Below are 25528 nucleotides of genomic sequence, written 5' to 3'. Positions count from 1 at the left end.
TGCTCAGACAGCTCCCACTCTGGGGATACTCACAGCATGTCTGCCGAGTACGCGACCTTCGGCCTGGCACCGGCGATGCGTGCCGGTGGAGTCCTCGCCAACGGTGACTACCAAGTGCACCGGGACTTCGTGGACTTCATCGTCGACGGCCGCCCGCTGCTGTTCCAGCTCTCCGACCTCGACGCCGTCTCCCCACTCGCCTCCGACGTCCCACCCGCCATCTTCACCGAACAGGTCCGCAGCCTCCTCCTGGAGGCGGAGCCACCGCTTCCGGACGGCCGCTACATCATCTACGGCTGCCCCGAGTGCGCGGACCTGGCCTGCGGCGCGGTCACCGCGATCATCGAGCGGGAGGGTCAAGAAGGGGAGGACTACATCTGGCGGGACTTCGCCTGGCAGACCGACGAACACGTCGACCTCGAACTCAACGGCTACCACGGGATCGGTCCCTTCCGCTTCCACGGCGCCGAGTACCGCGAGGCGCTGGCCGCCCTCCTCGACGCCGATTCGCCGGGCACCCGCCGCCGTGTCCTCCTGATCGGCGCCCGAGTCGCCCTGCTCGCCAAGCTCGCCGCCGCCCTGCGCACCATCGGCATCGGCGCCGACATCGCCCACGACACCAATGGTGTCCACGCCGACGAACTGCGCGCCTACGGCGCCGTCGCCTTCGGCCGCGCGATCACCCAGGACGAACGCGCCGCCGTACGCAGCTCCTTCGAGCAGGCAGGCGTCGAGGTCACCTATGTCGAAGGCCTCGCCCCGATAGTCCCCTTGCTGGTCGCCCAGATCGAACACGCCCTGGACCGCAGCCCGGTGGCGCAGCGCCGCCTGACCCGCCTGGTGGCGGCCGACGGCGAGGCGGGCGTCGAGGTCACCTCACCCTGCCGGGTCCGCCTCACCGCGTACCGCCTCGACCGCCTCTACCGCACCCACACCCACGAGGTCTTCGACGGCGTCCTCGAACCGGGCCGCCACCGCATCGCCCTGGACGCCAAGGCGGTGAAGGGGGAGGCCTTCGTGGTGGCGCGGACGGCAGGGAGCGTACTGGTGGAGGCGATGGCGCGCTGACGTGCGCGGGGCCTTGCGCTCATGACGGACATGCGGTCCCATGCCGGTACGAAAGGTGTGCAAGACCGGGGGAACTGATGTCTTTCGTGGGGGAGTTGCCGAGCTCGGCCCGGGAGGGGCGGAGAACGGCATGACGACGGGGTTCGAGCGGCTCGGTCCGGCGGTCGCCAGGATCCTCACGCCGGACGGCGAGGTCGTCGGCGCGGGGTTCCTCATCGCGCCGGACACGGTCTGCACCTGCGCGCACGTGGTCGCCCGGGCGGCAGGGACGCAGGGCGCGGAGCCGCAGGACACGGTGGGAATCGACTTCCCGCTCGGGGAGTCCGCGACGGTCCACCGGGCGACGGTGGTGACCTGGCGTCCGGCCACCGCGGACGGCGACGCCGACGCGGCCCTCCTCAGGCTGCCGGCCGCGCTGCCCGCGGGGTCCGTGCCGGTGCGGCTGGTGGGCGGCGACGACGTCTGGGACCACCGGTTCCGCGTCCTCGGCTTCCCGGCCGGCTCCGACCAGGGCGTGTGGGCGAACGGCAGGGTGCGCGCTCCGGTCGGCGGCCGCTGGACGGCGCTCAGCGAGGAGTACGACCGCATCCGGCGCATCTCGCCCGGCTTCAGCGGCGCCCCGGTCTGGGACGAGGACCTCGGCGGTGTCATCGGCATGCTGGTCGCCGCCGAACGAGGCACCGGCGAGAGCGTCGCCTACCTCGTCCCCGCCGCCGAACTCGTGGGCCTGCGACCGGGGTTGCAGGGCTGCCCCTACCGCGGCCTGGAACCGTTCCGGGAGGAGGACGCCGACCTGTTCCACGGCCGGGAGGAGGACATCGCCCGGATCACCGCGTCCGTGCACGACCACGCCCTGGTGACAGTCGTCGGCGCATCGGGCAGCGGCAAGTCCTCCCTCGTCCGCGCCGGAGTGCTCCCCGCCCTGCACGCCGAAGGCTTCACCACGACCGTCTTCCGCCCGATCCGCGGCACCCGCCCTGTACGAGCCCTGGTGCGCACCCTTGCGGCCGAGGCCGGGACGGATCCGACCCGGGCGGCGGCGGCCGACGACCCGGCCGAGGAGGCGTCGCTGCTCACGGAGGACCTCCTGGACCACGGCGGGGAGCGCGGGCACGTGCTCTTCCTGGACCAGTTCGAGGAGGTCGCGGCGACGGACCCGGACGCGGCCCGCCGTCTCCTCGCCCTGGCCACCGCGATGATCCGAGCCGTACGCCCCACCGACCGCCGCCTCCTGCGGGTGATCGCAACCGTGCGCCACGGCTCCCTCGACGGCCTGGTAGCGGCAGACACCGCTCGACTGCTCAGCGAGGGCACGGAGATCATCGCCCCTCTGGACCGGGACTCCCTGCTCCGGGCGATCACCGAGCCCGTGACCCGGGCCCCCGGCATCGGCTTCGAACCGGGCCTCCCCGAACGCATCGTCGACGAGGCCGTGGACGAGCCCGGCAGCCTCCCGCTCGTCCAGTTCGCCCTCACCCGCCTCTGGGAGGAGCGCCGCCACTCGGTCCTCACGCACGAGGCGTACGAGGCCCTGGGAAAGGTCGGCGGAGCCCTCTCCGCGTACGCCGAACTCAGCGTCGCCCGCGCCCTGGACGAGGTCGGCGAGGACACCCTGCGCCGCCTCCTGGCCCAACTGGCCCGCCCCGACGAGCGGTTCGACTTCGTCCGGGTACCGGTCCGGGTGGACGGCCTCGACCCCGGCCTGCGCGACGCGGCGTACGAACTGGGCCGCAGCCGCCTGGTCCTGTTCAACCGGACACCTGCGGGCGAGGAGATCGTCGACCTGGCCCACGAGGCTCTCGTACGACAGTGGCCTCGGGCCCGGGACTGGCTGGAGGAGTCGCGGGAGTTCCGGGTGTGGCAGGAGCAGTTGCGGACTGCGATGGGGGTGTGGCGGGACAACGGACGGGATGCCGGGGCCCTGTTGCGGGGTGCGTTGCTGGAACGGGCGCTGGAGTGGCGGGAGCGCAGGGCGTCCGACATCGGCGAGGAGGAGCTGCAGTTCATCGAGCAGAGCCGGCACTGGAGGCGGCGGGGGGTGCGGCGGCTGCGGGTGGTGACGGCGGGGATCGCGGTGCTGGGGTTGCTGGCGGCCGGGCTGGCGGTGTGGGGGTTGCGGACGAGTGCCGACCGGAACGAGGCGAACCGTGATCTGAGGCGGGAATTGGCGGGGCAGGTCTCGGAGGTCCTGGGGGCACGGGCCGGCGAATGGGCCCAGGGGGCGCCGTCCACGGCAGTGCAATGGGCCGAGGCGGCCTGGCACAGTGCTCCGACCCCGGCGGCCCAACAGGCGTTGCTCGACCAGTACATGGCCACGCGGTCCACCCAGCGGATCGACCCCGGGCGCTGGCCGGACGGGGTGAGGTCGGTCACGGCCGCCGCGGACGGCAGCGTCATCGCCGTACTCGACGCCAAGAAGGAGTCGACGCTGACTCTGTGCGGTGACGGGCTGCCTACGTGTGTGTCGAACCCCGGCTTCGCCTCCGTGCTTCGGCAACGAGACGGCGTGGCGCTGAGCGACGACGGCAAGCTGCTCGCCCTGGCGTCCGCCGACGGGCGCCTCGCCCTGTGGCGGCTGACACCGGGCGGACACGGTGAGCCGGTTCGGCTGCGGGGCGCCCAGGCGTTCTCGGACAACGACGTTACGGAACGCAAGACGGTGTCCCTGGACTTCTCGGCCGACGGCCGAAGGCTGCTGGAGGTGTCGGGCGCCACTTTCGACGACAACGACTACAACCACGTCGTCGTGCGGATGTGGGACACGGCGGTGCGCGGGCGCCTGCCGGTCGCCGCCGCGAGCGCACGCGGTGTCATGGGCGCCTCCGTACTCACTGACGATGGCCGGCTGATCGTCACCGAGGACTCCGACCTGAGACGGGGCGAGTCGGGAGGAGTGGTCGTCATCCGACCCGGGGACGGCAGGGCATGGGGTCCCGACTTCGTGGACGGGGGAGTCCTGGACCGGGACGGCCGGCTCACTACGCTGAGCGATGCCGACGACAAGATCATGCGCAAGACGTTCGAGACCGGCTCCGGCCACTGGTCGCCTTGGCGGACGGTCCGGGCCATGCATTCCGAAGAGTTCATCCTCAACTACGAGTCCCTGGACGCTACGGGCCGCTTCCTCATGGGGGAGGAGTGGTTGGCGGGCCCGGTCGACGGCCGCGTCCTGATCGACACGAAGACGGGCCTGACGTACGAGACCCTGCTGCCCTCGGGGGTCGGTGACTCCGTGCCGGAGGGGGTTCGCTGGGCCGTGGCGGCCGGCGGCCGAGGCTCCTTGACGCTCTCCGTCGTCGTGGGCCGCGACCTGTGGAGCGTTCGGGCCACCCGGCGCGAGGAGACCCTCCTGGAGAGCAGGCCGGGCTCCCCGCCGTCGAGCGAGAGCCGTTACCAGAACGGGCGCGACCGGGTGATGTGGAGCGACGGGACATTCGTCTTCGAGGACCGGCAGACCGGCCGGCGGACCAAGGTCACCCTGCCCGAAGAGAGGGACTGGACCCTGATGTTCGCCGAGGAGCGGCGCATGGCACTGGTCTGGAGCGAGGACGCCTTCGTGCTGCTGCACCCGGCCGACCTGCGGGGCCCGCACCGGCCGGTCTCCCTGCACGGAGCTCACATCTTGGACGCGGGGACCTTGCCGGGCGGCCGGTTCCTGCTGCTGACGGACAAAGGGGCCTTACTCGTGGACGCCGATGGACACGCGCGGCGTCTGGTTCACGACCCATGCATGTCAGGCACAGCGGCGGCACAGGAGCCCACCTGCTTCGACGTCGAGGGGCGACCGGGGCATCCGGATCAGGTAGTCGTGCAGAAGTACGACGGCTCCGTCCTGCTGTGGGACATCGTGAAGGGGGCACGGCTGCGGTCCTGGCGGGTCACCGGTACGGATCAGTCGCGCGGCGGCGCCGTGTTCAGCCGTAACGGCGAACTACTGGCAGTGCTGGGCGGTCGGGGCGACGTCCACCTCTGGAGCCTGGGGGCGGTGGGCCGAGGGGTCGGGACACACGAGGTCCAGGCCCATGCCCTGCACCACCTGGTCGCGCTCTCCGACGACGGCACGCTCGTCGGCCAGGACGCGAACAGGTCCGGCGTCCAGGGGTCCATCAGGTGGCTGGGACTGGTCCAGGAACGTGCGCTCGCCACGTGGGACTGGGACGCCGGGGACAGTGAGCAGCTCATAGCCCGCGCAGAGGCGCGCGGCGGGAACATCGCTCTGACGAGCGGCCACACGATCGTCTCCATACCCGTACGGCCCGAAGACTGGTTCCGCGCCCTCTGCCGCATCCAACACCGTCCCTTCACCTCCACCGAACTCCGGTCTCTTCCTGCCGGCGCCCCCACCACCCCACCCTGCACCCCGTGACCAGCGGCCGTACCGCACCACCCGCTCACCGCTCGCTAGGATCACCCCCTGATGACTGCCACCCTCGTCGCCAAGAACCTCACCGCCGGCCACGGCGACCGCTCCCTCTTCACCGGCCTCGACCTCGTCGTCGCGCCCGGCGACGTGATCGGGCTGGTCGGTGCCAACGGCGCGGGCAAGTCCACGCTGCTCAGGATGCTCGCGGGGCTCCTCACGCCGGAGGAGGGCGAGCTCAGGCTCTCACCGCCCACGGCCACCATCGGCCACCTCCCGCAGGAGCCCGAGCGCCGCCCCGGCGAGACCATCCGCCAGTTCCTCGCCCGCCGCACCGGCGTCGCCGAGGCCCAGCGCGTGATGGACGAGGCCACGCAGGCCCTGGTCGACGGTGCACCCGGCGCCGACGACGCGTACGCGACCAGCCTGGAGCGCTGGCTCGACCTCGGCGGCGCCGACCTGGACGAGCGGGCCGAGGAGGTCGCCGACTCGCTGGGCCTGGCCGTGGACCTGGACCAGCCCATGACGTCCCTGTCCGGCGGCCAGGCGGCACGCGCGGGCCTCGCCTCCCTCCTCCTCTCCCGCTACGACGTCTTCCTCCTCGACGAGCCGACCAACGACCTCGACCTGGACGGCCTGGAGCGCCTGGAGCGGTTCGTGAAGGGCCTGCGCGCCGGCACCGTCGTCGTCAGCCACGACCGCGAGTTCCTCACCCGCACGGTCACCAAGGTCCTCGAACTCGACCTCGCCCAGCAGCAGATCACCCTCTACGGCGGCGGCTACGAGGCCTACCTGGACGAGCGGGACGTCGCCCGGCGGCACGCCCGCGAGGACTACGAGGAGTACGCCGACAAGCGCGCCGCCCTCCAGGACCGGGCCCAGATGCAGCGCTCCTGGATGGACAAGGGCGTCAAGAACGCCCGCCGCAAGGCGAACAACGACAACGACAAGATCGGCCGCAAGTTCCGCAGCGAGGCCAGCGAGAAGCAGGCCGCGAAGGCCCGCCAGACGCAGCGCATGATCGAACGCCTCGACGTCGTCGAGGAGCCCCGCAAGGAGTGGGAGCTGCGCATGGAGATCGCGTCGGCCCCGCGCTCGGGCGCCGTCGTGGCCACTCTGCGGGACGCGGAGGTACGGCGCGGCGACTTCACCTTCGGCCCGGTCTCCCTGCAGATCGACTGGGCGGACCGGGTGGCGGTGACCGGGGCGAACGGTGCCGGCAAGTCGACCCTGCTCGGCGCCCTGCTCGGCCGGATCCCGCTGGACGCGGGCCACGCGAGCCTCGGCTCCGGCGTCCTGGTCGGCGAGGTCGACCAGGCCCGCAAGCTGTTCCACGGCACGGAGGCTCTGCTCGACGCGTTCAGCGCCGCCGTACCGGACACCGAGCCGGTCGAAGTGCGCACCCTGCTGGCCAAGTTCGGCCTGAAGTCCGACCACGTCCTGCGCCCGGCGGCGACCCTGTCCCCGGGCGAACGCACGCGCGCCGCCCTGGCGCTGCTGCAGGGCCGAGGCGTCAACCTCCTCGTCCTGGACGAGCCGACCAACCACCTCGACCTGCCGGCCATCGAGCAGCTGGAGTCGGCCCTCGACGCCTACGAGGGCACCCTCCTCCTGGTCACCCACGACCGCCGCATGCTGGACGCGGTCCATGTGAACCGCCGTCTGGAGGTGGCGGACGGAAAGGTCACGGAGCGCTAGCGGCTCGACTCCTGCACCTGCCGTGTCGTTCGTCCCGGGAGCCCGTGCGGGGACCATGGTCGCCTGCCGCGTACGCTGACGGCGATTCCTCGTCGGACACCGGGCAGGACAAGGGGAGGCCATGGGCTCTGCGGCGAAGCGGCCGACCGTGCGGATCGCGCACGAGCAGGACGTCCTTGCACGGATGCGCGGGACCCAGGACCGGATCGCGGACGCGATCACCGCCTTCGCCGGGACCATGGCGTTCGTGTATCTGCACGCCCTGTGGTTCGCGGTGTGGATCGTGTGCAACGAGGGCGTGTTCGGCCACGGGGCGGTCTGGGACCCGTACCCCTTCGGGCTGCTCACCATGATCGTCAGCCTGGAGGCGATCTTCCTGTCCACCTTCGTGATGGTGAGCCAGAACCGCCAGGCCGCCCGCGAGAACGTACGCGCCGACCTGGACTTCGAGACCAATGTCCGCTCGGAGGTGTGGGCCGTCCACATCGGCCGTTCCCTCGGAGTGGACCCCGTGGAGGTCGAGCGGCGCATTCAGGAGCTGCTCGCGGAGAACCGCGCCCGGATGAACGGCACCGCTCCGCCTCCCGAGAAGAGCTGAGCCGCCTGGCACCCCCAGGGTGGGGCGGCTCAAACCCCGGCATCAGCGCAGGCGCGTAGCCATCCCCGGATAGTCGACGACGCAGCCGTCCGCGTCGAACTCCAGGTCGCTGCGGAACTCGCCGGAGGCGAACCGGACGTGGCCGCCGCCGTCGGTGCGCCCGAGGTGGGTGTAGGTCTGCAGCGACGGCCGTACCACCAGGCCCGGCACCGACACCCACGCCATCAGGAACTCCCGCTCGCCGGGCGCCCGATGGAGGTCGTGCCGCAGCACCGGCATGGTGTTGGTGAGCGGGCACAGTCCCAGATCGCAGTCGAGCGCACCGTCGACGCCGGGCAGCGGTTCGCCGTCCGCGGTCCACCGGCCGGCGTCGTCGCGCCGCAGGTCGAGAGTGCGGGTACTGGTCTCGGTCTCCGCCGTCACCGCCAGCCGCCGGGTCACGAACCCTTCACCAGTCGTGAGCTCGTACGAGATCCAGTACGGCTCCGGAACGGTCCCGACGGCCCGCCCGTGGGCCAGCAGCGAGCCCTCGGCGAACTCGACCCACGCGGTCTCGTACCCCCGGCTTTCGAGTACTTCCCAGGTGATGGCGTGCGCAGCGACCATGCAGCCACCTTAGGTCTGAAGGGGCGCGCAGCGCCCTTCTCAGGGGCGCGGGGCTGCGACATCTTGCGGCTCCGCCGCGGGGCGCGACCAGCCACAACCGGCCCGCAGCTCCCCACGGCCTCCCGCCGGAGGCGCAGGCTCAGCGCTTACCCTTCGGATCAAGCAACCCGGCCCGGCGCAGAGCATCGGCCATCGCACTGTTGGCCGGCGGCGGTGCCTGACGGGAACCGCCGCTCTGTCCGCCGCGGCCTCCGCCCTGACGCTGCTGCTGCCGCCGCTGCTGAGGCGGACGCGCACCCCGCTGCCGGCGGTCGTCTCCGTCGCCCTGCGGTGCGGCTTCGTCGTCCAGCCGCAGCGTCAACGAGATCCGCTTGCGCGGAATGTCGACGTCCAGCACCTTCACCTTGACGATGTCCCCCGGCTTCACCACGTCCCGCGGGTCCTTCACGAACGTCTTCGACATCGCGGACACATGCACCAGCCCGTCCTGGTGGACACCGACGTCCACGAACGCACCGAAGGCCGCCACGTTCGTGACCACGCCCTCCAGGACCATCCCGGACGCCAGGTCGGAGATCTTCTCGACGCCCTCCTTGAAGGTGGCCGTCTTGAACGCGGGCCGAGGGTCGCGCCCGGGCTTCTCCAGCTCCTTGAGGATGTCGGTGACGGTCGGCAGACCGAACGTCTCGTCCACGAAGTCGTTCGGCTTCAGCGAGCGCAGCACGCCCGTGTTGCCGACGAGCGACGCCACCTCCTGGCCCGACGTCTTCACCATGCGCCGGACGACCGGGTAGGCCTCCGGGTGCACGCTGGACGCGTCCAGCGGGTCGTCGCCGCCGCGGATCCGCAGGAAGCCCGCGCACTGCTCGTACGCCTTCGGGCCGAGCCGCGCCACGCCCTTGAGCTGCGTGCGCGACTTGAAGGGGCCGTTGGCGTCGCGGTGCGCCACGATGTTCTCGGCCAGCCCGGAGGTGATGCCGGAGACGCGGGCGAGCAGCGGGGCGGACGCCGTGTTGACGTCCACGCCCACGCCGTTCACACAGTCCTCGACCACCGCGTCCAGCGAGCGCGACAGCTTCACCTCGGACAGGTCGTGCTGGTACTGGCCGACGCCGATCGACTTGGGGTCGATCTTCACCAGCTCTGCCAGCGGGTCCTGCAGCCGGCGCGCGATCGAGACGGCGCCGCGCAGCGACACGTCCATGTCCGGCAGCTCCTGCGAGGCGAACGCGGACGCCGAGTACACGGACGCGCCCGCCTCGGACACCATCACCTTGGTGAGGTTCAACTCCGGGTGCCTGGTGATGAGTTCACCGGCGAGCTTGTCGGTCTCGCGGGACGCCGTGCCGTTGCCGATCGCGACCAGCTCGACCGCGTGCTCCTTCGAGAGGCGGGCCAGCTTGGCGATCGCCTCGTCCCACTTGTTCGCCGGGACGTGCGGGTAGATGACGTCCGTGGCCACCACCTTCCCGGTGGCGTCGATGACGGCGACCTTCACACCCGTACGGAAGCCCGGGTCCAGGCCCAGCGTCGCGCGCGTGCCGGCCGGGGCGGCGAGCAGCAGGTCGCGCAGGTTCGCCGCGAACACCTGCACGGCCTCGTCCTCGGCGGCCGTGCGCAGCCGCAGCCTCAGGTCGATGCCGAGGTGCACCAGGATGCGGGTGCGCCAGGCCCAACGGACCGTGTCCGTCAGCCACTTGTCGGCGGGACGACCGCGCTCGGCGATCTGGAACTTCCCGGCCACGATGCCCTCGTACGACGAAGGGCCGTCGGTGGGCTCCTCCGGCTCCAGGACGAGGTCGAGGACCTCCTCCTTCTCGCCGCGCAGCATGGCGAGGATGCGGTGCGAGGGCAGCTCGGTGAACGGCTCGGCGAAGTCGAAGTAGTCGGCGAACTTGGCGCCCGCCTCCTCCTTGCCGTCCCGCACCTTGGCGGCCAGGCGGCCGCGCACCCACATGCGCTCGCGCAGCTCGCCGATCAGGTCCGCGTCCTCCGAGAACCGCTCGGTCAGGATCGCCCGGGCGCCGTCCAGAGCCGCCTGCGGATCGGCCACACCCTTGTCGGCGTCGACGAACGCGGCGGCCGCGGCGAGCGGATCGACGGTCGGGTCGCCGAGCAGCCCCTCGGCCAGCGGCTCGAGACCGGCCTCGCGCGCGATCTGCGCCTTCGTACGCCGCTTGGGCTTGTACGGCAGGTAGATGTCCTCGAGCCGCGCCTTGGTCTCGGCGCCCCGGATCTGCGCCTCCAGCTCGTCCGTGAGCTTGCCCTGCTCGCGCACCGACTCGAGGATCGCGGTCCGCCGCTCCTCGAGCTCCCGCAGATAGCGCAGCCGCTCCTCGATCGTGCGCAGCTGCGCGTCGTCGAGCATCTCGGTCGCTTCCTTGCGGTAGCGGGCGATGAAGGGCACCGTCGAACCGCCGTCGAGCAGCTCCACGGCAGCCTTGACCTGCCGCTCCCGTACGCCGAGCTCCTCGGCGATCCTGCCTTCGATGGACCCTACGTTGGTGGACCCGCTGGACCCGGGTGTCGTCACGATCCCGTACCGCCTTCTCACTGAGGTTGCGCCGCAATTGTGGCAGGTGGCACCGACAGTCGGGGATCAGGGCGGAAACCGGCGGGGCGTGGCGGCCGAGGCTCCTCCGAACAGCCGGGCCAGGCGGGCCGGGAGGGGCGGCGCCCGGCTTTCGTCAGCGCTTGCCGATCAGGTCCGCCGGGTAGGCCCCCGCGACAAGTGCCGCCTTCGCGAAGGCAGCCCCCAGCTCCGTCAGCCGCGCGACAGCCTCCGCCCCGAGGTGCTCGTACGGCGCCCGGTCCAGCCGGTCCGTGTCGGCCTCGATCTGCGCCCGCAGCACGACGCCCCGCTCCGTCAACTCACCCGCCTCGTCCAGCAGCCCGCGCTTCCGCAGCCGCCCCGAGGCCGCGTCCCAGTCCTCCTGTTTCCAGCCGCGGCTGCCGAACACCCACTTCGGCGTCATGCCCTTGCCGGTCGCGGTGTGGGTCACCACCGCCTCCAGACCGTCCAGTTCCGCGGACATCAGGACGGCGAGGTGCCCGTCGCCCCGGTGCTCGCGCAGCAGCGTGATGGCGTGGAAGTACGCCAGATGCGGTTCCTCGGGCACCGGCAGGTCGGCGTAGGCGGAGTACAGCGGCCGTGCCGCGCGCGAACAGGCCTCGGCGGCCCGCAGCGCCAGCCGCGCCGCCTGAGCCATCTCCTCGGACGCCACGGTGTCCTCGCCCAGCAGGCGGCGCAGGGTCGCATCGACGGCACGCGCGCGTGCGGCCAGGATCTGCCCGGGCGCGGCGGTCTCCCACACGGCGGGCACATGCCGGGCCACGAGCTCGTACTTGTAGTTGTAGAACGTCGCCGCCACCGTGCCCGGCCCGACCGCCCCCAGCGCGGCCGCCCGCGCGGCGAGGTTGACGGCCCTTGGGTGGGTGATGCCGAGAGCGCCCAGTTCCCTGCCCAGGTCGGGCGAGAAGTAGTACGTCGCGTGCAGGGAGTTGAGCGCGTTGTGGCAGCGGCGGCCGGCGCGCGGATCGAGGGCGGCAGTAGTCATGACGTGCAGGTTACCGACTGGTCGGTACGGGCTCCAGTGTCGTGCGGCGGATGGCAGGAAAGGTGGGGAACTCGTCATTGCGGCCATCCGCGCCGCTGCCGAGAATCGTCGGTATGCCGCAGCGAACCGTCCTGGTCGTCCTCTTCGACGGCGTCCAGAGCCTCGATGTCACCGGCCCCGTGGAGGTCTTCGCGGGCGCCGAGCAGCACACTCCGGGCATCTACCGCATCCGTACGGCCTCCCTGGACGGCGCCCCCGTCCGAACCTCCAGCGGCCTGACCCTCGTACCGGACCAGGCCCTCGCGGACGCGCCCGCCCCGCACACCCTCCTCGTGCCGGGCGGTCGGGGCACCCGTCGTCCGGTGCGCGACGCGCGGCTGACCGACTGGCTGCGCGTGCGCGGCCCGCGCGCGGAGCGCCTCGTCTCCGTCTGCACCGGCGCCATCCTGCTTGCGGAGGCGGGCCTGCTGGACGGCCGCCGCGCCACGACCCACTGGGCGTACTGCGACAAGCTCGCCCGTGACCACCCGTCCGTCGAGGTCGACCCCGACCCCATCTACGTGCGCGACGGACACCTCTACACCTCGGCCGGCGTCACCTCGGGCATCGACCTCGCGCTCGCCCTGGTCGAGGAGGACCTGGGCCGGGAGGCGGCCCTGGCCATCGCCCGCCACCTGGTCGTCTTCCTGCGCCGGCCCGGAAACCAGGCCCAGTTCAGCGCCCAGCTGGCCGCCCAGACCGCTCGGCGCGAGCCGCTGCGCGAGGTCCAGCAGTGGATCAACGAGCACCCGGGCGGCGACCTGGACGTCGAGTCCCTCGCCGCCCGCGCCGCCCTCTCGCCCCGCCACTTCGCCCGCGCCTTCCAGGCGGAGACCGGAATGACACCCGGCCGCTACGTCGACCGCGTGCGCCTCGAACACGCCCGCCGCCTGTTGGAGGACACCGCCGACGGCGTCGAGGAGATCTCCCGCGCCAGCGGCTACGGCACCCCGGAGGCGATGCGCCGCGCCTTCGTCAAGGCCCTCGGAACGGCCCCGGCCGAGTACCGCCGCCGCTTCCGCCCCGCACCCACACCCGCATCGTGAAGGGAAACCATGCAGATCGCCCTTGTCATCTACGACCGCTTCACCGCCCTCGACGTCGTCGGCCCGTACGAGATCCTCTCCCGCATCCCGGACGCGGAGACGGTCTTCGTCGCCGCCGAGGCCGGCCCCGTCCGGACCGAGACCGGATCGCTGGCGATCACCGCCGACAAGGCCCTGGCCGAGGCGCCGAGCCCCGACGTCGTGGTGGTCTCCGGCGGACCGGGCCAGAGCGCGCTGATGGAGGACGAGCCTCTCCTGGACTGGCTGCGCACGGCGGATGCCACCAGTACCTGGACGACCTCCGTGTGCTCCGGCTCCCTGCTGCTCGCCGCCGCGGGCCTCCTCAAGGGCCGCCGGGCCACCTCGCACTGGCTGGCCCTCGAACAGCTCAGGCCCTACGACGTCGAGCCGACCGGTGAACGGGTCGTGTTCGACGGGAAGTACGTCACCGCGGCCGGAGTGTCGTCCGGCATCGACATGGCGCTCACCCTGGTTGGCCGGATCGCGGGCGACGACCTGGCCCAGGCCGTGCAACTGGGCACGGAGTACGACCCGCAGCCGCCCTACGACGCCGGGTCGCCGCAGAAGGCGCCCGCGCACATCGTCGACAAGCTCCGCGCGCGCAGCCGCTTCATCCTGACGTAGGGACACTCCAGGTGAAGCGCGGCTGCCTGCGCTCCAGGAACGCGGCGACGCCCTCCACGGTGTCGCCGCCGCCGCGTGCCTGCTCCGTCCAGTACGCGTCCCGGTCGGTGTGCCCGTTCGCGAACTCCTTCGCCGCGGCCTGGGTGAGCTGCGAACGGGACACCAGGATCCGGGTGAACTCCGCGACCCGCTTGGCGAGTTCGCCCTGGGGCAGCACCTCGTCCACCAGGCCGGTGCGCAGCGCCCGCTCCGCGTCGATCAACTCCCCGGAGAACAGCAGGTACTTGGCGGCGGCCGGACCCACCAGCGACACCAGCCGACGCGTGGAGGAGGCCGGGTACACGATGCCGAGCTTCGCCGGCGTCACCCCGAACAGTGCCCCCTCCATGGCGAACCGCAGATCGCAGGCCGCCGCCAGCTGCGACCCGCCGCCCACGCAGTGCCCGCGGATCGCGGCCAGCGTCGGCTTCGGGAAGGCGGCCAGGGCCTCCTCGGCCCGCACCGCGAGACCCTGCGCCTCCTCCGGCGACCCCTGCAGCGTGGAGATGTCGGCCCCCGCGCAGAACGTCCCGCCCTCCCCGGTCAGCACCAGCGCCCGTACGCCCGGGTCGGCCGCGAGGGTGTCCAGCAGCGGAGGCAGGGCGGCCCACATCGCGGCCGTCATGGCGTTGCGCTTGGCCGGGTGGTGGATGACGACGGTGGCGACCGAGTCGGTGACATCGTGCAGCAGCTGGGGCTCCATGGGCCGGATGCTAGCCGCCGTGCCCGGCATGTGATCAAGAAGGGGCGGCCAAACCCGTACAACCCGAAGAGTTCGCGAAGTCGGCTGAAGGGGGACAGGAGCAGTCCCACAACTGACCGCGTCATACGCCAACGGTCATAAATGCTCGATACCTGCTGACTTGTGTTCAGTCATCCGGAGCGCTGCGGGTCGTTACCAACACTCGACGTGTGGTGACAATCGAGCGCAAGGGTGGCGACCGGACGATGGAGAACCACGGGCGCGGGTCCGGCCCACGCCCAGAAGGCGGCGCGTACGAGGAGCCCCTCCATCCGGGGCCCGCCGATCCGCTGCCGTACGAGGGTGTCTGGCGGTTCACCGCTCCCGCCGTCGACGCCTCGGTCCCGCAGGCGCGGCACGCCGTACGCGACCTGCTGTACCGCCAAGGCGTGCCCGTCTCCGAAGACCTCGTCCACGGGCTGCTGCTGATCGTCTCGGAGCTGGTCACGAACGCCGTCCGGCACGCGGCGCTGCTGTCGCCGATGCTCGCCGTGGAGGTCGCCGTCGGCGCCGAGTGGGTGCGGGTGTCCGTGGAGGACAACCACCCCTACCGCCCGACCGCCCTGGAGGCCGACCACGGAGGCGAGGGCGGCCGCGGGCTGCTCCTCGTCACCGAGGTCGCCCGGGAGGCGGGCGGCGTGTGCGACGTCGAGCACACGTCGAGCGGCGGCAAGGTGATCTGGGCCGCCCTGCCGCTCAAACCCCTAAGGGTGCTCTAGGCCCAGTCGTCAGGGCCTGAGGGTCACCAGCCGGCCGACGGGCCGGTCAGCTCCCTGACGGCCGGGCGGGCCGCGTCCAGCACAGTCATGAACCAGGACGAGAAGGTGTCCTTGGCGTGTCGCTCCGCGAGCTCCGCGGGGCTCACATAGGCCGTGGCGCCGACCTCCTCCGGGTCCGGCCGCAGCGGGGACTGCACCAGGCCGACGAACAGGTGGTTGTACTCCTGCTCGACCAGGCCCGAGTCCGGGTCCGGGTGGTTGTAGCGGACCGTGCCCGCCTCGGCGAGCAGCGAGGGGGACACACCCAGCTCCTCGTACGTCCGCCGGGCCGCCGCCGCGAAGGGCGCCTCACCGGGGTAGGGGTGGCCGCAGCAGGTGTTCGACCACACGCCGGGGGAGTGGTACTTGCCCAGCGCCCGCTGCTGCAGCAGCAGCCGGCTGCGCTCGTCGAAGAGGAAGACGGAGAAGGCGCGGTGCAGCTGACCCGGCGGCTGGTGGGCGGCGAGCTTCTCCGCGGTGCCGATCGTGACGCCGTTGTCGTCGACCAGTTCCAGCAAAATCGCGTCTGCGGCGCCGTTCGACGGAGTGTGCGTCGCGGTGGCAGGTGTGATCGGCATACCCATCCTTCACATCGGTCTTCGCACCCCAAGTCTGCCGTACGAAACCGGCACTCCCGGCACTTCGCGGCGCGCCCGCATGTCCCGCGCACGGCGCGGGCCACGGCCGTCACCGGCCGAAGACCGGAAGAGGGGCCCGGTGGTTGATCGTGCCCGGCGAGATCGGCGGGGAACCGTCCGGGCAGCGCTGTGAGGCTTAACGACGCAGGGTCGCGCCGGACGGCTGCATTCCGGCCAAGGTGCGCCCCACCTGCCTCAATGGCACACCCTCGCCTCGTGCTCCGCGTGCCCGCCCGGCTCCAGCTGGAAGGTGCAGTGCGCCACGTCGAAGTGGTCGCCCAGGCACTCCTGGAGCTCGTGGAGCATCTTCTCGTGGCCGATCGCACTGAGGACGTCGGAGCGCACGACCACGTGCGCGGACAGCACCGGCATACCGGACGTGATCGTCCAGGCGTGCAGGTCGTGGACGTCCTCGACGCCGTCCAGAGCCACGATGTGGGCCCGTACGTCCGCCATGTCCACGTCCCTGGGGGCCGCCTCCAGCAGGACGTCCAGGGTCTCGCGCAGCAGCTTGACGGTGCGGGGCACGATCATCAGGCCGATCACGAGCGAGGCGATCGGGTCGGCGGCCTGCCAGCCGGTGGCGAGGATGACCAGCGCCGAGATGATCACCGCGAGCGAACCCAGGGCGTCAGCGGCCACCTCCAGGAACGCGCCGCGCACGTTCAGGCTCTCCTGCTGGCCGCGCACCAGCAGCGTCAGCGAGATCATGTTCGCGACCAGGCCGATCAGACCGAACACGATGGTCAGCCCGCCCTCGGTGTCGGCGGGCGTGACGAACCGCTGGATCGCCTCGTACAGGACGTAGCCGCCGACGCCGAGCAGCAGCAGGCAGTTGGCGAGCGCGGCGAGGATCTCGGCGCGGGCGTAGCCGAAGGTGCGGTTGCCGCTCGGCGGGAGGTTGGCGAAGTGGATCGCGAACAGCGCCATGCCCAGGCCCAGCGCGTCGGTCGCCATGTGGGCGGCGTCCGCGATCAGCGCGAGCGAGTCCGCGAGCACACCGCCGACGATCTCGACCACCATGACGGTGAGCGTGATCGACAGCGCGACGCGCAGCCGCCCGCGGTACGCCGCCGCGGCCGTACCGGTGGGCGGGGCATGCGAGTGCCCGTGTCCGTGATCGTGCCCAGCCCCCATGACAGCCGCCCTCCTGTGTTCCGCCCGGGATCACAGTGAACTACGGGTGGGGGGTACTGGGCAACGCGGCACTGAACACCGTTGTCATGTGCCCTGACCTGCGGAAACGATACGCAGGTCAGGGCACCCTCAGTTCCTGTGTTGCGGTGTCACTCGCCGTGGTGCAGCTGCCAGCCCTGCCACGCCGACTCGACCATCTCGCGCACCCCGCGCCGGGCGGTCCAGCCCAGTTCCTCGGCGGCCCGGGCGGCAGCCGCGACCGCGCGGGGCGCGTCCCCGGGGCGGCGGGCCTCGACGAGGGGCGGGCGGCGGTCGCCGGTCACCTCGCCGATGACGGTGATCAGCTCGCGGACGGAGACGCCCTCGCCGCGGCCGATGTTCACCGTGAGGTCACCGCTTCGGCCGGCGAGCCGCCGTGCCGCGGCCAGATGCGCCTCGGCCAGGTCGGCGACGTGGATGTAGTCGCGGATGCAGGTGCCGTCCGGCGTCGGGTAGTCGTCGCCGAAGATCCGCGGGGCCTCGTCGCGGGTGAGCCGGTCGAAGACCATGGGGACGATGTTGAAGACGCCCGTGTCGGCCAGCTCGGGTGTGCCCGCGCCGGCCACGTTGAAGTAGCGCAGGCAGACCGTGGAGATGCCGTGCGCCCGGCCCGCCGCCCGCACCAGCCACTCGCCGGTGAGCTTGGTCTCGCCGTACGGGTTCACCGGCGCGCACGCGGTGTCCTCGGTGATGAGGTCCACATCGGGATTGCCGTAGACGGCCGCGGACGAGGAGAACAGGAACTTGCCGACCCCGGCCTCGGCGACCGCCTCCAGGAGCGTCGCCAGACCGCCGACGTTCTCCCGGTAGTAGCGGGTGGGCTGCGCCACGGACTCGGCGACCTGCTTGCGCGCGGCGAGATGGACGACGCCGGTCACCTCGTACTCGGCGAAGACCCGCTTCAGCAGGTCGCCGTCGAGCGTCGAGCCCTCGACGAGCGGCACGTCCGCCGGCAGCCGCTCGGGGAACCCGGCCGAGAGGTCGTCCAGCGCGACGACCTGCTCCCCGGCCTCGGTCATGGCCCGCACCACATGGGCCCCGATGTATCCCGCTCCGCCTGTGATCAGCCATGTCATGGTCGCCCACCCTATGCCGACGCCACCCGGCGATCCCCAATGTCCCGGATGCCTGATCTGGGGGGCGCGGTTTGTCGGCGGGACCCCGGATCACCGATGATGATCGCGGCAAAGGCCAGTGGAGACGGCGTTGATCGGCCCGTGAACGGGCGGTGAACTCCGCTCTCCGGGCATCAGATAGCCTCTGCCGACATGCCGCCCGCCTGGTGCAGCCAAGGGGCGCCCCCATCGTGCACATGACCGGCGCCAGCGCGTCGGCACCCAGGGAGTGAGTTCGGTTGTCGACCGCCATCCTCACCGGTCAGCCGGTCCCCGGATCGTCGATCGAGGGCGATCTGCGGTCCCTCGGCTTCGACGTACGGACCGCCTCCGACACCGCCGACGCCGAGACGCTGCTGGCCCAGGCGCCCGCCGACCGGCGGGTCGCCGTGGTCGACGCCCGCTTCGTGGGCCACCTGCACGCACTGCGCCTCGGCCTCACCGACCCCCGCTTCCCGCTCGCCGCGATCCCGGGCGCCGTGACGGCCCAGCCGGCCGGCCGGCAGGCCCTGACCCGCGCGATGGCCCGCGAGAACTCGGCCGGCGGCGGCACGGCACTCGCCGTCGACAGCCTCGCCGACCGCATCGTCACCGCCCTCGACACCGACGGCGTCGAAGTGCACCGCCCGGAGCTCGGCAGCCTGGTTGCCGCCGTCCCCGCCGACCCGCAGTCCCGCAACGAGGCACGGCAGGCCGTCGCGAACGTCGACGACGAGGCCGTACGTCTGAAGTCGGCCGTGAAGTCCCGCGACGGCTTCTTCACCACGTTCTGCATCAGCCCCTACTCCCGCTACATCGCCCGCTGGTGCGCCCGCCGCGGCCTGACCCCGAACCAGGTCACCACCGCCTCCCTGATCACCGCGCTGATCGCGGCCACCTGCGCGGCCACCGGCACCCGCGCCGGCTTCGTCGCCGCGGGCGTCCTGCTGATCGCGTCCTTCGTACTGGACTGCACCGACGGCCAGTTGGCGCGCTACTCCCTGCAGTACTCCACGCTCGGCGCCTGGCTCGACGCCACCTTCGACCGGGCCAAGGAGTACGCCTACTACGCAGGCCTCGCGCTGGGAGCGGCCCGCGGCGGCGACGACGTATGGGCCCTCGCGCTCGGCGCGATGATCCTGCAGACCTGCCGGCACGTCGTCGACTTCTCCTTCAACGAGGCCAACCACGACGCCACCGCCAACACCAGCCCCACGGCGGCCCTCTCCGACAAACTGGACAGTGTCGGCTGGACGGTGTGGGTGCGCCGCATGATCGTGCTGCCGATCGGCGAACGCTGGGCGATGATCGCGGTGCTGACCGCGGTCACCACGCCCCGGATCACCTTCTACGTCCTGCTCATCGGCTGCGCGTTCGCGGCGACCTACACGACCGCGGGGCGTTTGCTGCGGTCGCTGACCCGGAAGGCGCGGCGCACGGACCGGGCGGCGCAGGCGCTGGCCGATCTGGCGGACAGCGGGCCCCTGGCCCAGCTCTTCTCGCGGGCCGTGCTGGCCGGAAAGCCCGCCCTCGCGCCCTTGGTCGCCGCAGTGGGTGCCCTCGTGGTGGTGCTCGCCGCCTGGTTCGACGATCCGGGGTGGCCGCTGATCCTGTGCGCGGGCATCTATGTCCTGCTGTCGGCCGAAGCCGTCTCGAACCCCCTCAAGGGCCCCCTCGACTGGCTGATCCCCCCGCTCTTTCGCGCCGCCGAATACGGCACCGTCCTGATCCTGGCGGCCAAAGCGGACGTGAACGGAGCCCTTCCTGCAGCTTTCGGGCTGGTGGCGGCCGTCGCCTACCATCACTACGACACGGTGTACCGCATCCGCGGCAACGCCGGAGCGCCGCCGGCCTGGCTGGTGCGCGCCATTGGGGGGCACGAAGGGCGGACGCTGCTCGTCACCGTCCTGGCCGCCGCGCTCACCGCTTCGCAGTTCAAGGTCGCGCTCACGGCGCTCGCCGTGGCCGTCGCCCTGGTGGTGCTCGTCGAGAGCATCCGCTTCTGGGTGTCCTCCGGGGCCCCCGCCGTACACGATGAAGGAGAACCCGCATGATCGGCCTCGTGCTGGCGGCCGGCGCCGGACGGCGTCTGCGCCCCTACACCGACAGCCTTCCCAAGGCGCTGGTGCCGGTGGGGCCCGCGGGCATAGAGGGCGAACCCACGGTCCTGGACCTGACTCTCGGCAACTTCGCCGAGATCGGCCTGACCGAGGTCGCGATCATCGTCGGCTACCGCAAGGAGGCCGTGTACGAGCGCAAGGCGGCGCTGGAGGCGAAGTACGGCCTCAAGCTCACCCTCATCGACAACGACAAGGCCGAGGAGTGGAACAACGCCTACTCCCTGTGGTGCGGCCGTGACGCCCTCAAGGACGGTGTGATCCTCGCCAACGGCGACACCGTCCACCCGGTCTCCGTCGAGCAGACGCTGCTCGCCGCGCGCGGCGACGGCAAGAGGATCATCCTCGCCCTGGACACGGTGAAGAACCTGGCCGACGAGGAGATGAAGGTCGTCGTCGACCCCGAGCAGGGCATGACGAAGATCACCAAGCTGATGGACCCGGCCGAGGCGACCGGCGAGTACATCGGCGTGACGCTCATCGAGGGCGACGCCGCCCCCGAGCTGGCCGACGCCCTGAAGGCGGTCTGGGAGACCGACCCGCAGCAGTTCTACGAGCACGGGTACCAGGAGCTCGTGAACCGCGGCTTCCGCATCGACGTGGCGCCGATCGGCGACGTCAAGTGGGTCGAGATCGACAACCACGACGATCTCGCCCGGGGACGGGAGATCGCATGCCAGTACTGACCCGGCTCATCCCCTCACCGCTCGTCGTGGACATCCGCCCGGGTGCCCTCGACGACCTGGCCTGCGTGCTCGCCGACGAGCGCATCTCCACCTCGGGCAGGCTCGCCGTCGCCGTCAGCGGCGGCTCCGGCGCCCGGCTGCGCGAGCGGATCGCCCCGACCCTGCCCGGTGCCACCTGGTACGAGGTCGGCGGCGGCACCCTCGACGACGCGGTGCGGCTGGCCGGCGACATAAAGGCCGGCCACTACGACGCGGTCGTCGGCCTCGGCGGCGGCAAGATCATCGACTGCGCCAAGTTCGCCGCGGCACGCGTCGGCCTGCCCCTGGTCGCCGTGCCGACGAACCTGGCGCACGACGGCCTGTGCTCGCCCGTCGCCACCCTCGACAACGACGCGGGCCGCGGCTCGTACGGCGTGCCGAACCCGATCGCCGTCGTAATCGACCTGGACGTCATCCGTGAGGCACCGGCGCGGTTCGTGCGGGCGGGCATCGGGGACGCGATCTCCAACATCTCCGCGATCGCGGACTGGGAGCTGGCCAACCGCGTCAAGGGCGAGAAGATCGACGGTCTCGCCGCCGCGATGGCGCGCCAGGCCGGCGAGGCGGTGCTCAGGCACCCGGGCGGTATCGGCGACAACGAGTTTCTCCAGGTGCTCGCCGAGGCGCTGGTCCTCAGCGGTATCGCCATGTCGGTGTCGGGTGACTCGCGGCCGTCCTCCGGGGCCTGCCACGAGATCAACCACGCCTTCGACCTGCTCTACCCCAAGCGAGCTGCCAGCCACGGCGAGCAGTGCGGCCTCGGCGCCGCCTTCGCGATGTACCTGCGCGGCGCGCACGAGGAGTCGGCGTACATGGCCGAGGTGCTGCGCCGGCACGGGCTTCCGGTGCTCCCGGAGGAGATCGGCTTCACGGTGGACGAGTTCGTCCGCGCCGTGGAATTCGCCCCGGAGACCCGGCCCGGCCGCTACACGATCCTCGAACACCTCGACCTCAAAACCGACCAGATCAAGGACATTTACGCCGACTATGTCAAGGCCATCGGTAGCTGAACTCCGCCCGGTCGTCCACCCCGCAGGGGTCAAGGACCGGCGCAGCGGTGAGCACTGGATGGGACGCCTCTACATGCGTGAGGTGTCCCTGCGGGTCGACCGCTACCTGGTGAACACCAGGGTCACGCCCAACCAGCTCACGTATCTGATGACCGTCTTCGGCGTGCTCGCCGCCCCGGCCCTGCTGGTGCCGGGGATCGCGGGCGCCGTGCTCGGCGTGTTCTGCGTGCAGATGTATCTGCTGCTGGACTGCGTCGACGGCGAGATCGCGCGCTGGAAGAAGCAGTACTCGCTGAGCGGCGTCTACCTGGACCGGGTCGGCGCCTACCTCACCGACGCCGCGGTGCTCGTCGGCTTCGGGCTTCGCGCCGCCGACCTGTGGGGCAGCGGCCGTATCGACTGGCTGTGGGCCTTCCTCGGCACCCTGGCCGCGCTCGGCGCCATCCTGATCAAGGCCGAGACCGACCTGGTCGGCGTCGCCCGCCACCAGACCGGCAAGCCGCCGGTCCAGGAGTCGGCGGCCGAGATGCGCTCCTCCGGCATGGCGCTGGCCCGCAAGGCCGCCTCCCTGCTGAAGTTCCACCGGCTGATCCTCGGCATCGAGGCGTCCCTGCTGATCCTGGTCCTGGCGATCGCCGACCAGATGCGCGGCGACCTGTTCTTCTCCCGCCTCGGCGTCGCGGTGCTGGCCGGCATCGCCATGCTGCAGACCCTGCTGCACCTCGTGTCCATCCTCGCCTCCAGCAGGCTGAAGTGAGCGGCATGAAGGTCGGCGCGGTGATCATCACCATGGGCAACCGCCCCGACGAGCTCCGCGCCCTGCTCGACTCGGTCGCCAAGCAGGACGGCGACAGGGTCGAGGCGGTCGTGGTCGGCAACGGCTCGCCCGTCCCGGACGTCCCCGAGGGCGTCCGTACGATCGAGCTGCCCGAGAACCTCGGCATCCCCGGCGGCCGCAACGTCGGCATCGAGGCCTTCGGCCCCAGCGGCCGCGACGTCGACGTCCTGATGTTCCTCGACGACGACGGACTCCTCGCACAGCACGACACCGCCGAGCTGTGCCGCCAGGCCTTCGAGGCCGACCCGAAGCTCGGCATCATCAGCTTCCGCATCGCCGACCCCGACACCGGGGTCACCCAGCGCCGCCACGTCCCGCGTCTGCGCGCCGCCGACCCGATGCGCTCCTCCCGGGTCACCACCTTCCTCGGCGGCGCCAACGCCGTCCGTACCAAGGTCTTTGCCGAAGTCGGCGGCCTCCCGGACGAATTCTTCTACGCCCACGAGGAAACCGACCTGGCATGGCGGGCCCTGGACGCGGGCTGGATGATCGACTACCGGTCCGACATGGTGCTGTACCACCCGACGACCGCGCCCTCGCGGCACGCGGTCTACCACCGCATGGTCGCCCGCAACCGCGTCTGGCTGGCCCGCCGCAACCTCCCCGCCCTGCTGGTCCCGGTCTACCTCGGTGTCTGGCTGCTGCTCACCCTCGTCCGCCGCCCCTCGCGGCCGGCCCTGAGGGCATGGTTCGGCGGGTTCCGGGAAGGCTGGACCACTCCGTGCGGGCCACGCAGGCCGATGAAGTGGCGTACGGTGTGGCGGCTGACCCGACTGGGCCGACCCCCTGTGATCTGACAAGCTCGTTCCAGAGAGAGCAATTCGGACCCCACCCGGGTCCCTGGCTCATGCCATGCCCGCACAGGCTGCGCATCCCGAAGACGAAAGTTTCCACCAGTGAGTGAGACAACGCACGACGGCACGGTCGCCCTGAGCGCGTCCCTGTCGCCCGACGAGGGCCTTTCGGCGAGCCGGCTCGCCGACAAGTACGGGCTGACCGTGAGCGGCGCCCGGCCCGGCCTCGTCGAGTACGTCCGCCAGCTCTGGGACCGGCGTCACTTCATCCTCGCCTTCTCGCAGGCGAAGCTGACCGCCCAGTACAGCCAGGCCAAGCTCGGTCAGCTGTGGCAGGTGGCCACACCGCTGCTGAACGCCGGCGTGTACTACTTCATCTTCGGCGTCATCCTGCACGCCAGCCGGGGCATGTCGCAGGACGTGTACATCCCGTTCCTGGTCACGGGCGTGTTCGTGTTCACCTTCACGCAGAGCTCGATCATGACGGGCGTGCGCGCGATCTCCGGCAACCTCGGCCTGGTGCGCGCCCTGCACTTCCCGCGTGCCTCGCTGCCCATCTCCTTCGCGCTGCAGCAGCTGCAGCAGCTGCTCTTCTCGATGATCGTGCTGTTCATCATCGTGATCGGCTTCGGCAGCTACCCCGGCCTGTCCTGGCTGCTGATCCTGCCGATCCTGTCCCTGCAGTTCCTCTTCAACACCGGGCTCGCGCTCATCGTGGCCCGCATGGGCGCCAAGACGCCGGACCTCGCCCAGCTGATGCCGTTCATCCTGCGCACCTGGATGTACATGTCCGGCGTCATGTTCTCGATCAACCACATGCTGGCCGGCCGCTCCGAGGCGTTCATCCGCGTGATGCAGCTGAACCCGGCGGCCATCTACATGGACCTGATGCGCTTCGCGCTCATCGACGGCTACGGCGCCTCGAACCTGCCCCCGCACGTCTGGGCGATCGCCCTGTTCTGGTCCGTCGTCGTCTCCGTCGGCGGTTTCGTGTACTTCTGGAAGGCAGAGGAGCGGTACGGCCGTGGCTGAGCTGAACCCCGGGGAGCTGATCCCCACCGTCATCGCCGACGAGCTGCACATCGTCTACCGCGTCCACGGCGCCAAGACCGGCAAGGGCAGCGCCACCGCCGCCCTCAGCCGCATCGTCAAGCGCGGCGAGGAGCGCGGCGTGCGCAAGGTGCACGCCGTCAAGGGCGTCTCCTTCGTCGCCTACCGCGGCGAGGCCATCGGCCTCATCGGCTCCAACGGCTCCGGCAAGTCGACCCTGCTGCGCGCCATCGCCGGCCTCCTCCCGGCGGAGAAGGGCAAGGTCTACACCAACGGCCAGCCGTCCCTGCTCGGCGTGAACGCGGCCCTGATGAACGACCTGACCGGCGAGCGCAACGTCATATTGGGCGGGCTCGCCATGGGCATGTCCCGCGAGCAGATCAGGGAGCGCTACCAGTCGATCGTCGACTTCTCCGGCATCAACGAGAAGGGCGACTTCATCACCCTGCCGATGCGCACCTACTCCTCCGGCATGGCGGCCCGCCTGCGCTTTTCCATCGCCGCCGCCAAGGACCACGACGTCCTGATGATCGACGAGGCGCTGGCCACCGGCGACCGCAAGTTCCAGAAGCGCTCCGAGGAGCGCATCCGTGAGCTGCGCAAGGAAGCCGGCACGGTGTTTCTCGTCAGTCACAACAACAAGTCGATCCGCGACACCTGCGACCGCGTCCTGTGGCTGGAACGCGGCGAGCTGCGCATGGATGGGCCTACCGAAGAGGTCCTCAAGGAGTACGAGAAGTTCACCGGCAAGTAGCCCACCCCGGCCTGGACGCACAGGCCAGGACGGATCGCGGGGCCCCGCCGCAACCTCTGCGGCGGGGCCCTGCGTCTGCAAAGGAAACGTCAACTCGGTTTCGCCCAAGGAATCTTGACGCCAATCGGTGTGTTGTTGTGATGTGCAGGACACCCCAGGGATCCTCGCTGCGTTGT

General features: G+C 71.2%; 21 protein-coding genes. 14 read left to right on the top strand and 7 right to left on the bottom strand.

Annotated features, from left to right (window positions below; translation table 11 throughout):
• Positions 1-36 precede the first annotated feature (36 nt).
• The 4 genes from ACFY10_RS12855 to ACFY10_RS12840 all read left to right on the top strand — a co-directional run bounded on the left by ACFY10_RS12855 (position 37) and on the right by ACFY10_RS12840 (position 7724).
• Positions 37-1068, top strand: coding sequence for an oxidoreductase (locus ACFY10_RS12855; RefSeq protein WP_390665113.1), 1032 nt, complete (start codon positions 37-39; stop codon positions 1066-1068).
• Between the two features lie 130 nt (positions 1069-1198).
• On the top strand, positions 1199-5434 hold the full coding sequence (locus ACFY10_RS12850) for a trypsin-like peptidase domain-containing protein (protein WP_390665112.1): 4236 nt from the start codon (positions 1199-1201) through the stop codon (positions 5432-5434).
• A 51-nt stretch (positions 5435-5485) separates the two neighbouring features.
• Positions 5486-7126 carry an ABC-F family ATP-binding cassette domain-containing protein gene (locus ACFY10_RS12845; protein WP_390665111.1) on the top strand — a complete coding sequence of 547 codons (1641 nt, stop codon included), beginning with the start codon at positions 5486-5488 and terminating at the stop codon, positions 7124-7126.
• 121 nt (positions 7127-7247) lie between these two features.
• Complete coding sequence (locus tag ACFY10_RS12840; protein ID WP_390665110.1) at positions 7248-7724, top strand: DUF1003 domain-containing protein; 477 nt, start codon at positions 7248-7250, stop codon at positions 7722-7724.
• Positions 7725-7766: 42 nt separating this feature from the next.
• Here the strand turns inward: ACFY10_RS12840 and ACFY10_RS12835 are convergent, their stop codons facing one another.
• From ACFY10_RS12835 to ACFY10_RS12825, 3 genes are all read right to left on the bottom strand, one after another.
• On the bottom strand, positions 7767-8330 hold the full coding sequence (locus ACFY10_RS12835; RefSeq protein ID WP_390665109.1) for a putative glycolipid-binding domain-containing protein: 564 nt from the start codon (positions 8328-8330) through the stop codon (positions 7767-7769).
• Between the two features lie 139 nt (positions 8331-8469).
• Positions 8470-10863, bottom strand: a complete 2394-nt coding sequence (locus tag ACFY10_RS12830) for a Tex family protein (RefSeq protein ID WP_390665108.1) — start codon at positions 10861-10863, stop codon at positions 8470-8472.
• A gap of 154 nt (positions 10864-11017) precedes the next feature.
• A complete protein-coding gene (locus tag ACFY10_RS12825) occupies positions 11018-11887 on the bottom strand; it encodes a hypothetical protein (protein ID WP_390665107.1) in 870 nt (289 codons plus the stop codon).
• A 113-nt stretch (positions 11888-12000) separates the two neighbouring features.
• Between ACFY10_RS12825 and ACFY10_RS12820 the strand changes: the two genes are divergently transcribed.
• Positions 12001-12972 carry a GlxA family transcriptional regulator gene (locus tag ACFY10_RS12820; protein WP_390665106.1) on the top strand — a complete coding sequence of 324 codons (972 nt, stop codon included), beginning with the start codon at positions 12001-12003 and terminating at the stop codon, positions 12970-12972.
• Between the two features lie 9 nt (positions 12973-12981).
• Positions 12982-13617, top strand: a complete 636-nt coding sequence (locus tag ACFY10_RS12815) for a DJ-1/PfpI family protein (RefSeq protein WP_390665105.1) — start codon at positions 12982-12984, stop codon at positions 13615-13617.
• Here the strand turns inward: ACFY10_RS12815 and ACFY10_RS12810 are convergent.
• Positions 13604-14359, bottom strand: a complete 756-nt coding sequence (locus ACFY10_RS12810; RefSeq protein ID WP_390665104.1) for an enoyl-CoA hydratase/isomerase family protein — start codon at positions 14357-14359, stop codon at positions 13604-13606. The genes ACFY10_RS12815 and ACFY10_RS12810 overlap by 14 nt on opposite strands.
• 245 nt (positions 14360-14604) lie before the next feature.
• Between ACFY10_RS12810 and ACFY10_RS12805 the strand changes: the two genes are divergently transcribed.
• Positions 14605-15117 (top strand): ATP-binding protein, encoded by a 513-nt coding sequence (locus ACFY10_RS12805; protein WP_390665554.1) that lies wholly within the window; start codon positions 14605-14607, stop codon positions 15115-15117.
• A 23-nt stretch (positions 15118-15140) separates the two neighbouring features.
• Here ACFY10_RS12805 and idi read toward each other — a convergent pair whose 3' ends face one another.
• From idi to galE, 3 genes are all read right to left on the bottom strand, one after another.
• Positions 15141-15734: an isopentenyl-diphosphate Delta-isomerase gene (idi, locus tag ACFY10_RS12800; protein WP_390665103.1), complete on the bottom strand. Its 594-nt coding sequence runs from the start codon at positions 15732-15734 to the stop codon at positions 15141-15143.
• 255 nt (positions 15735-15989) lie between these two features.
• A complete protein-coding gene (locus ACFY10_RS12795) occupies positions 15990-16931 on the bottom strand; it encodes a cation diffusion facilitator family transporter (protein WP_390665102.1) in 942 nt (313 codons plus the stop codon).
• Positions 16932-17080: 149 nt separating this feature from the next.
• Entirely contained in the window at positions 17081-18046 is a 966-nt protein-coding gene (gene galE, locus ACFY10_RS12790) for a UDP-glucose 4-epimerase GalE (RefSeq protein WP_390665101.1), read from the bottom strand.
• 278 nt (positions 18047-18324) lie between these two features.
• Here galE and ACFY10_RS12785 point away from each other — a divergent pair, with 278 nt between their 5' ends.
• From ACFY10_RS12785 to ACFY10_RS12755, 7 genes are all read left to right on the top strand, one after another.
• Positions 18325-20118, top strand: a complete 1794-nt coding sequence (locus ACFY10_RS12785; RefSeq protein ID WP_390665100.1) for a DUF5941 domain-containing protein — start codon at positions 18325-18327, stop codon at positions 20116-20118.
• The gene (locus ACFY10_RS12780) at positions 20115-20867 is read left to right on the top strand and encodes a sugar phosphate nucleotidyltransferase (RefSeq protein WP_390665099.1); all 753 of its coding nucleotides are present in this window, start codon (positions 20115-20117) and stop codon (positions 20865-20867) included. The genes ACFY10_RS12785 and ACFY10_RS12780 overlap by 4 nt, the downstream gene beginning before the upstream one ends.
• Positions 20855-21916, top strand: a complete 1062-nt coding sequence (locus ACFY10_RS12775; protein ID WP_390665098.1) for an iron-containing alcohol dehydrogenase family protein — start codon at positions 20855-20857, stop codon at positions 21914-21916. The genes ACFY10_RS12780 and ACFY10_RS12775 overlap by 13 nt, the downstream gene beginning before the upstream one ends.
• Complete coding sequence (locus ACFY10_RS12770) at positions 21894-22673, top strand: CDP-alcohol phosphatidyltransferase family protein (RefSeq protein ID WP_390665097.1); 780 nt, start codon at positions 21894-21896, stop codon at positions 22671-22673. Before ACFY10_RS12775 ends, ACFY10_RS12770 begins: the two co-directional genes overlap by 23 nt.
• A gap of 5 nt (positions 22674-22678) precedes the next feature.
• Positions 22679-23551 carry a glycosyltransferase family 2 protein gene (locus ACFY10_RS12765; protein WP_390665553.1) on the top strand — a complete coding sequence of 291 codons (873 nt, stop codon included), beginning with the start codon at positions 22679-22681 and terminating at the stop codon, positions 23549-23551.
• Between the two features lie 99 nt (positions 23552-23650).
• A complete protein-coding gene (locus ACFY10_RS12760) occupies positions 23651-24580 on the top strand; it encodes an ABC transporter permease (protein ID WP_390665096.1) in 930 nt (309 codons plus the stop codon).
• Positions 24573-25352 (top strand): ABC transporter ATP-binding protein, encoded by a 780-nt coding sequence (locus ACFY10_RS12755; RefSeq protein WP_390665095.1) that lies wholly within the window; start codon positions 24573-24575, stop codon positions 25350-25352. Before ACFY10_RS12760 ends, ACFY10_RS12755 begins: the two co-directional genes overlap by 8 nt.
• The last annotated feature ends 176 nt before the right edge of the window (positions 25353-25528 follow it).

The sequence above is a fragment of the Streptomyces sp. NPDC001401 genome (assembly GCF_042895385.1).
Classification (GTDB): Bacteria; Actinomycetota; Actinomycetes; order Streptomycetales; family Streptomycetaceae; genus Streptomyces.
The sequence above is the reverse complement of the archived record's forward strand: the minus strand, read 5'-3'. Positions and strand labels throughout refer to the sequence as shown.

Bases quoted from the DNA above. Each gene is read 5' to 3' on its own strand.
- idi (WP_390665103.1), bottom strand. From the start codon at position 15,734: ATGCCGATCACACCTGCCACCGCGACGCACACTCCGTCGAACGGCGCC.
- ACFY10_RS12765 (WP_390665553.1), top strand. From the start codon at position 22,679: ATGAAGGTCGGCGCGGTGATCATCACCATGGGCAACCGCCCCGACGAG.
- ACFY10_RS12820 (WP_390665106.1), top strand. From the start codon at position 12,001: ATGCCGCAGCGAACCGTCCTGGTCGTCCTCTTCGACGGCGTCCAGAGC.
- ACFY10_RS12825 (WP_390665107.1), bottom strand. From the start codon at position 11,887: ATGACTACTGCCGCCCTCGATCCGCGCGCCGGCCGCCGCTGCCACAAC.
- ACFY10_RS12770 (WP_390665097.1), top strand. From the start codon at position 21,894: ATGTCAAGGCCATCGGTAGCTGAACTCCGCCCGGTCGTCCACCCCGCA.
- ACFY10_RS12850 (WP_390665112.1), top strand. From the start codon at position 1,199: ATGACGACGGGGTTCGAGCGGCTCGGTCCGGCGGTCGCCAGGATCCTC.
- ACFY10_RS12845 (WP_390665111.1), top strand. From the start codon at position 5,486: ATGACTGCCACCCTCGTCGCCAAGAACCTCACCGCCGGCCACGGCGAC.
- ACFY10_RS12840 (WP_390665110.1), top strand. From the start codon at position 7,248: ATGGGCTCTGCGGCGAAGCGGCCGACCGTGCGGATCGCGCACGAGCAG.
- ACFY10_RS12780 (WP_390665099.1), top strand. From the start codon at position 20,115: ATGATCGGCCTCGTGCTGGCGGCCGGCGCCGGACGGCGTCTGCGCCCC.
- ACFY10_RS12855 (WP_390665113.1), top strand. From the start codon at position 37: ATGTCTGCCGAGTACGCGACCTTCGGCCTGGCACCGGCGATGCGTGCC.
- ACFY10_RS12810 (WP_390665104.1), bottom strand. From the start codon at position 14,359: ATGGAGCCCCAGCTGCTGCACGATGTCACCGACTCGGTCGCCACCGTC.
- ACFY10_RS12775 (WP_390665098.1), top strand. From the start codon at position 20,855: ATGCCAGTACTGACCCGGCTCATCCCCTCACCGCTCGTCGTGGACATC.
- ACFY10_RS12795 (WP_390665102.1), bottom strand. From the start codon at position 16,931: ATGGGGGCTGGGCACGATCACGGACACGGGCACTCGCATGCCCCGCCC.
- ACFY10_RS12805 (WP_390665554.1), top strand. From the start codon at position 14,605: ATGGAGAACCACGGGCGCGGGTCCGGCCCACGCCCAGAAGGCGGCGCG.
- ACFY10_RS12835 (WP_390665109.1), bottom strand. From the start codon at position 8,330: ATGGTCGCTGCGCACGCCATCACCTGGGAAGTACTCGAAAGCCGGGGG.
- ACFY10_RS12815 (WP_390665105.1), top strand. From the start codon at position 12,982: ATGCAGATCGCCCTTGTCATCTACGACCGCTTCACCGCCCTCGACGTC.
- galE (WP_390665101.1), bottom strand. From the start codon at position 18,046: ATGACATGGCTGATCACAGGCGGAGCGGGATACATCGGGGCCCATGTG.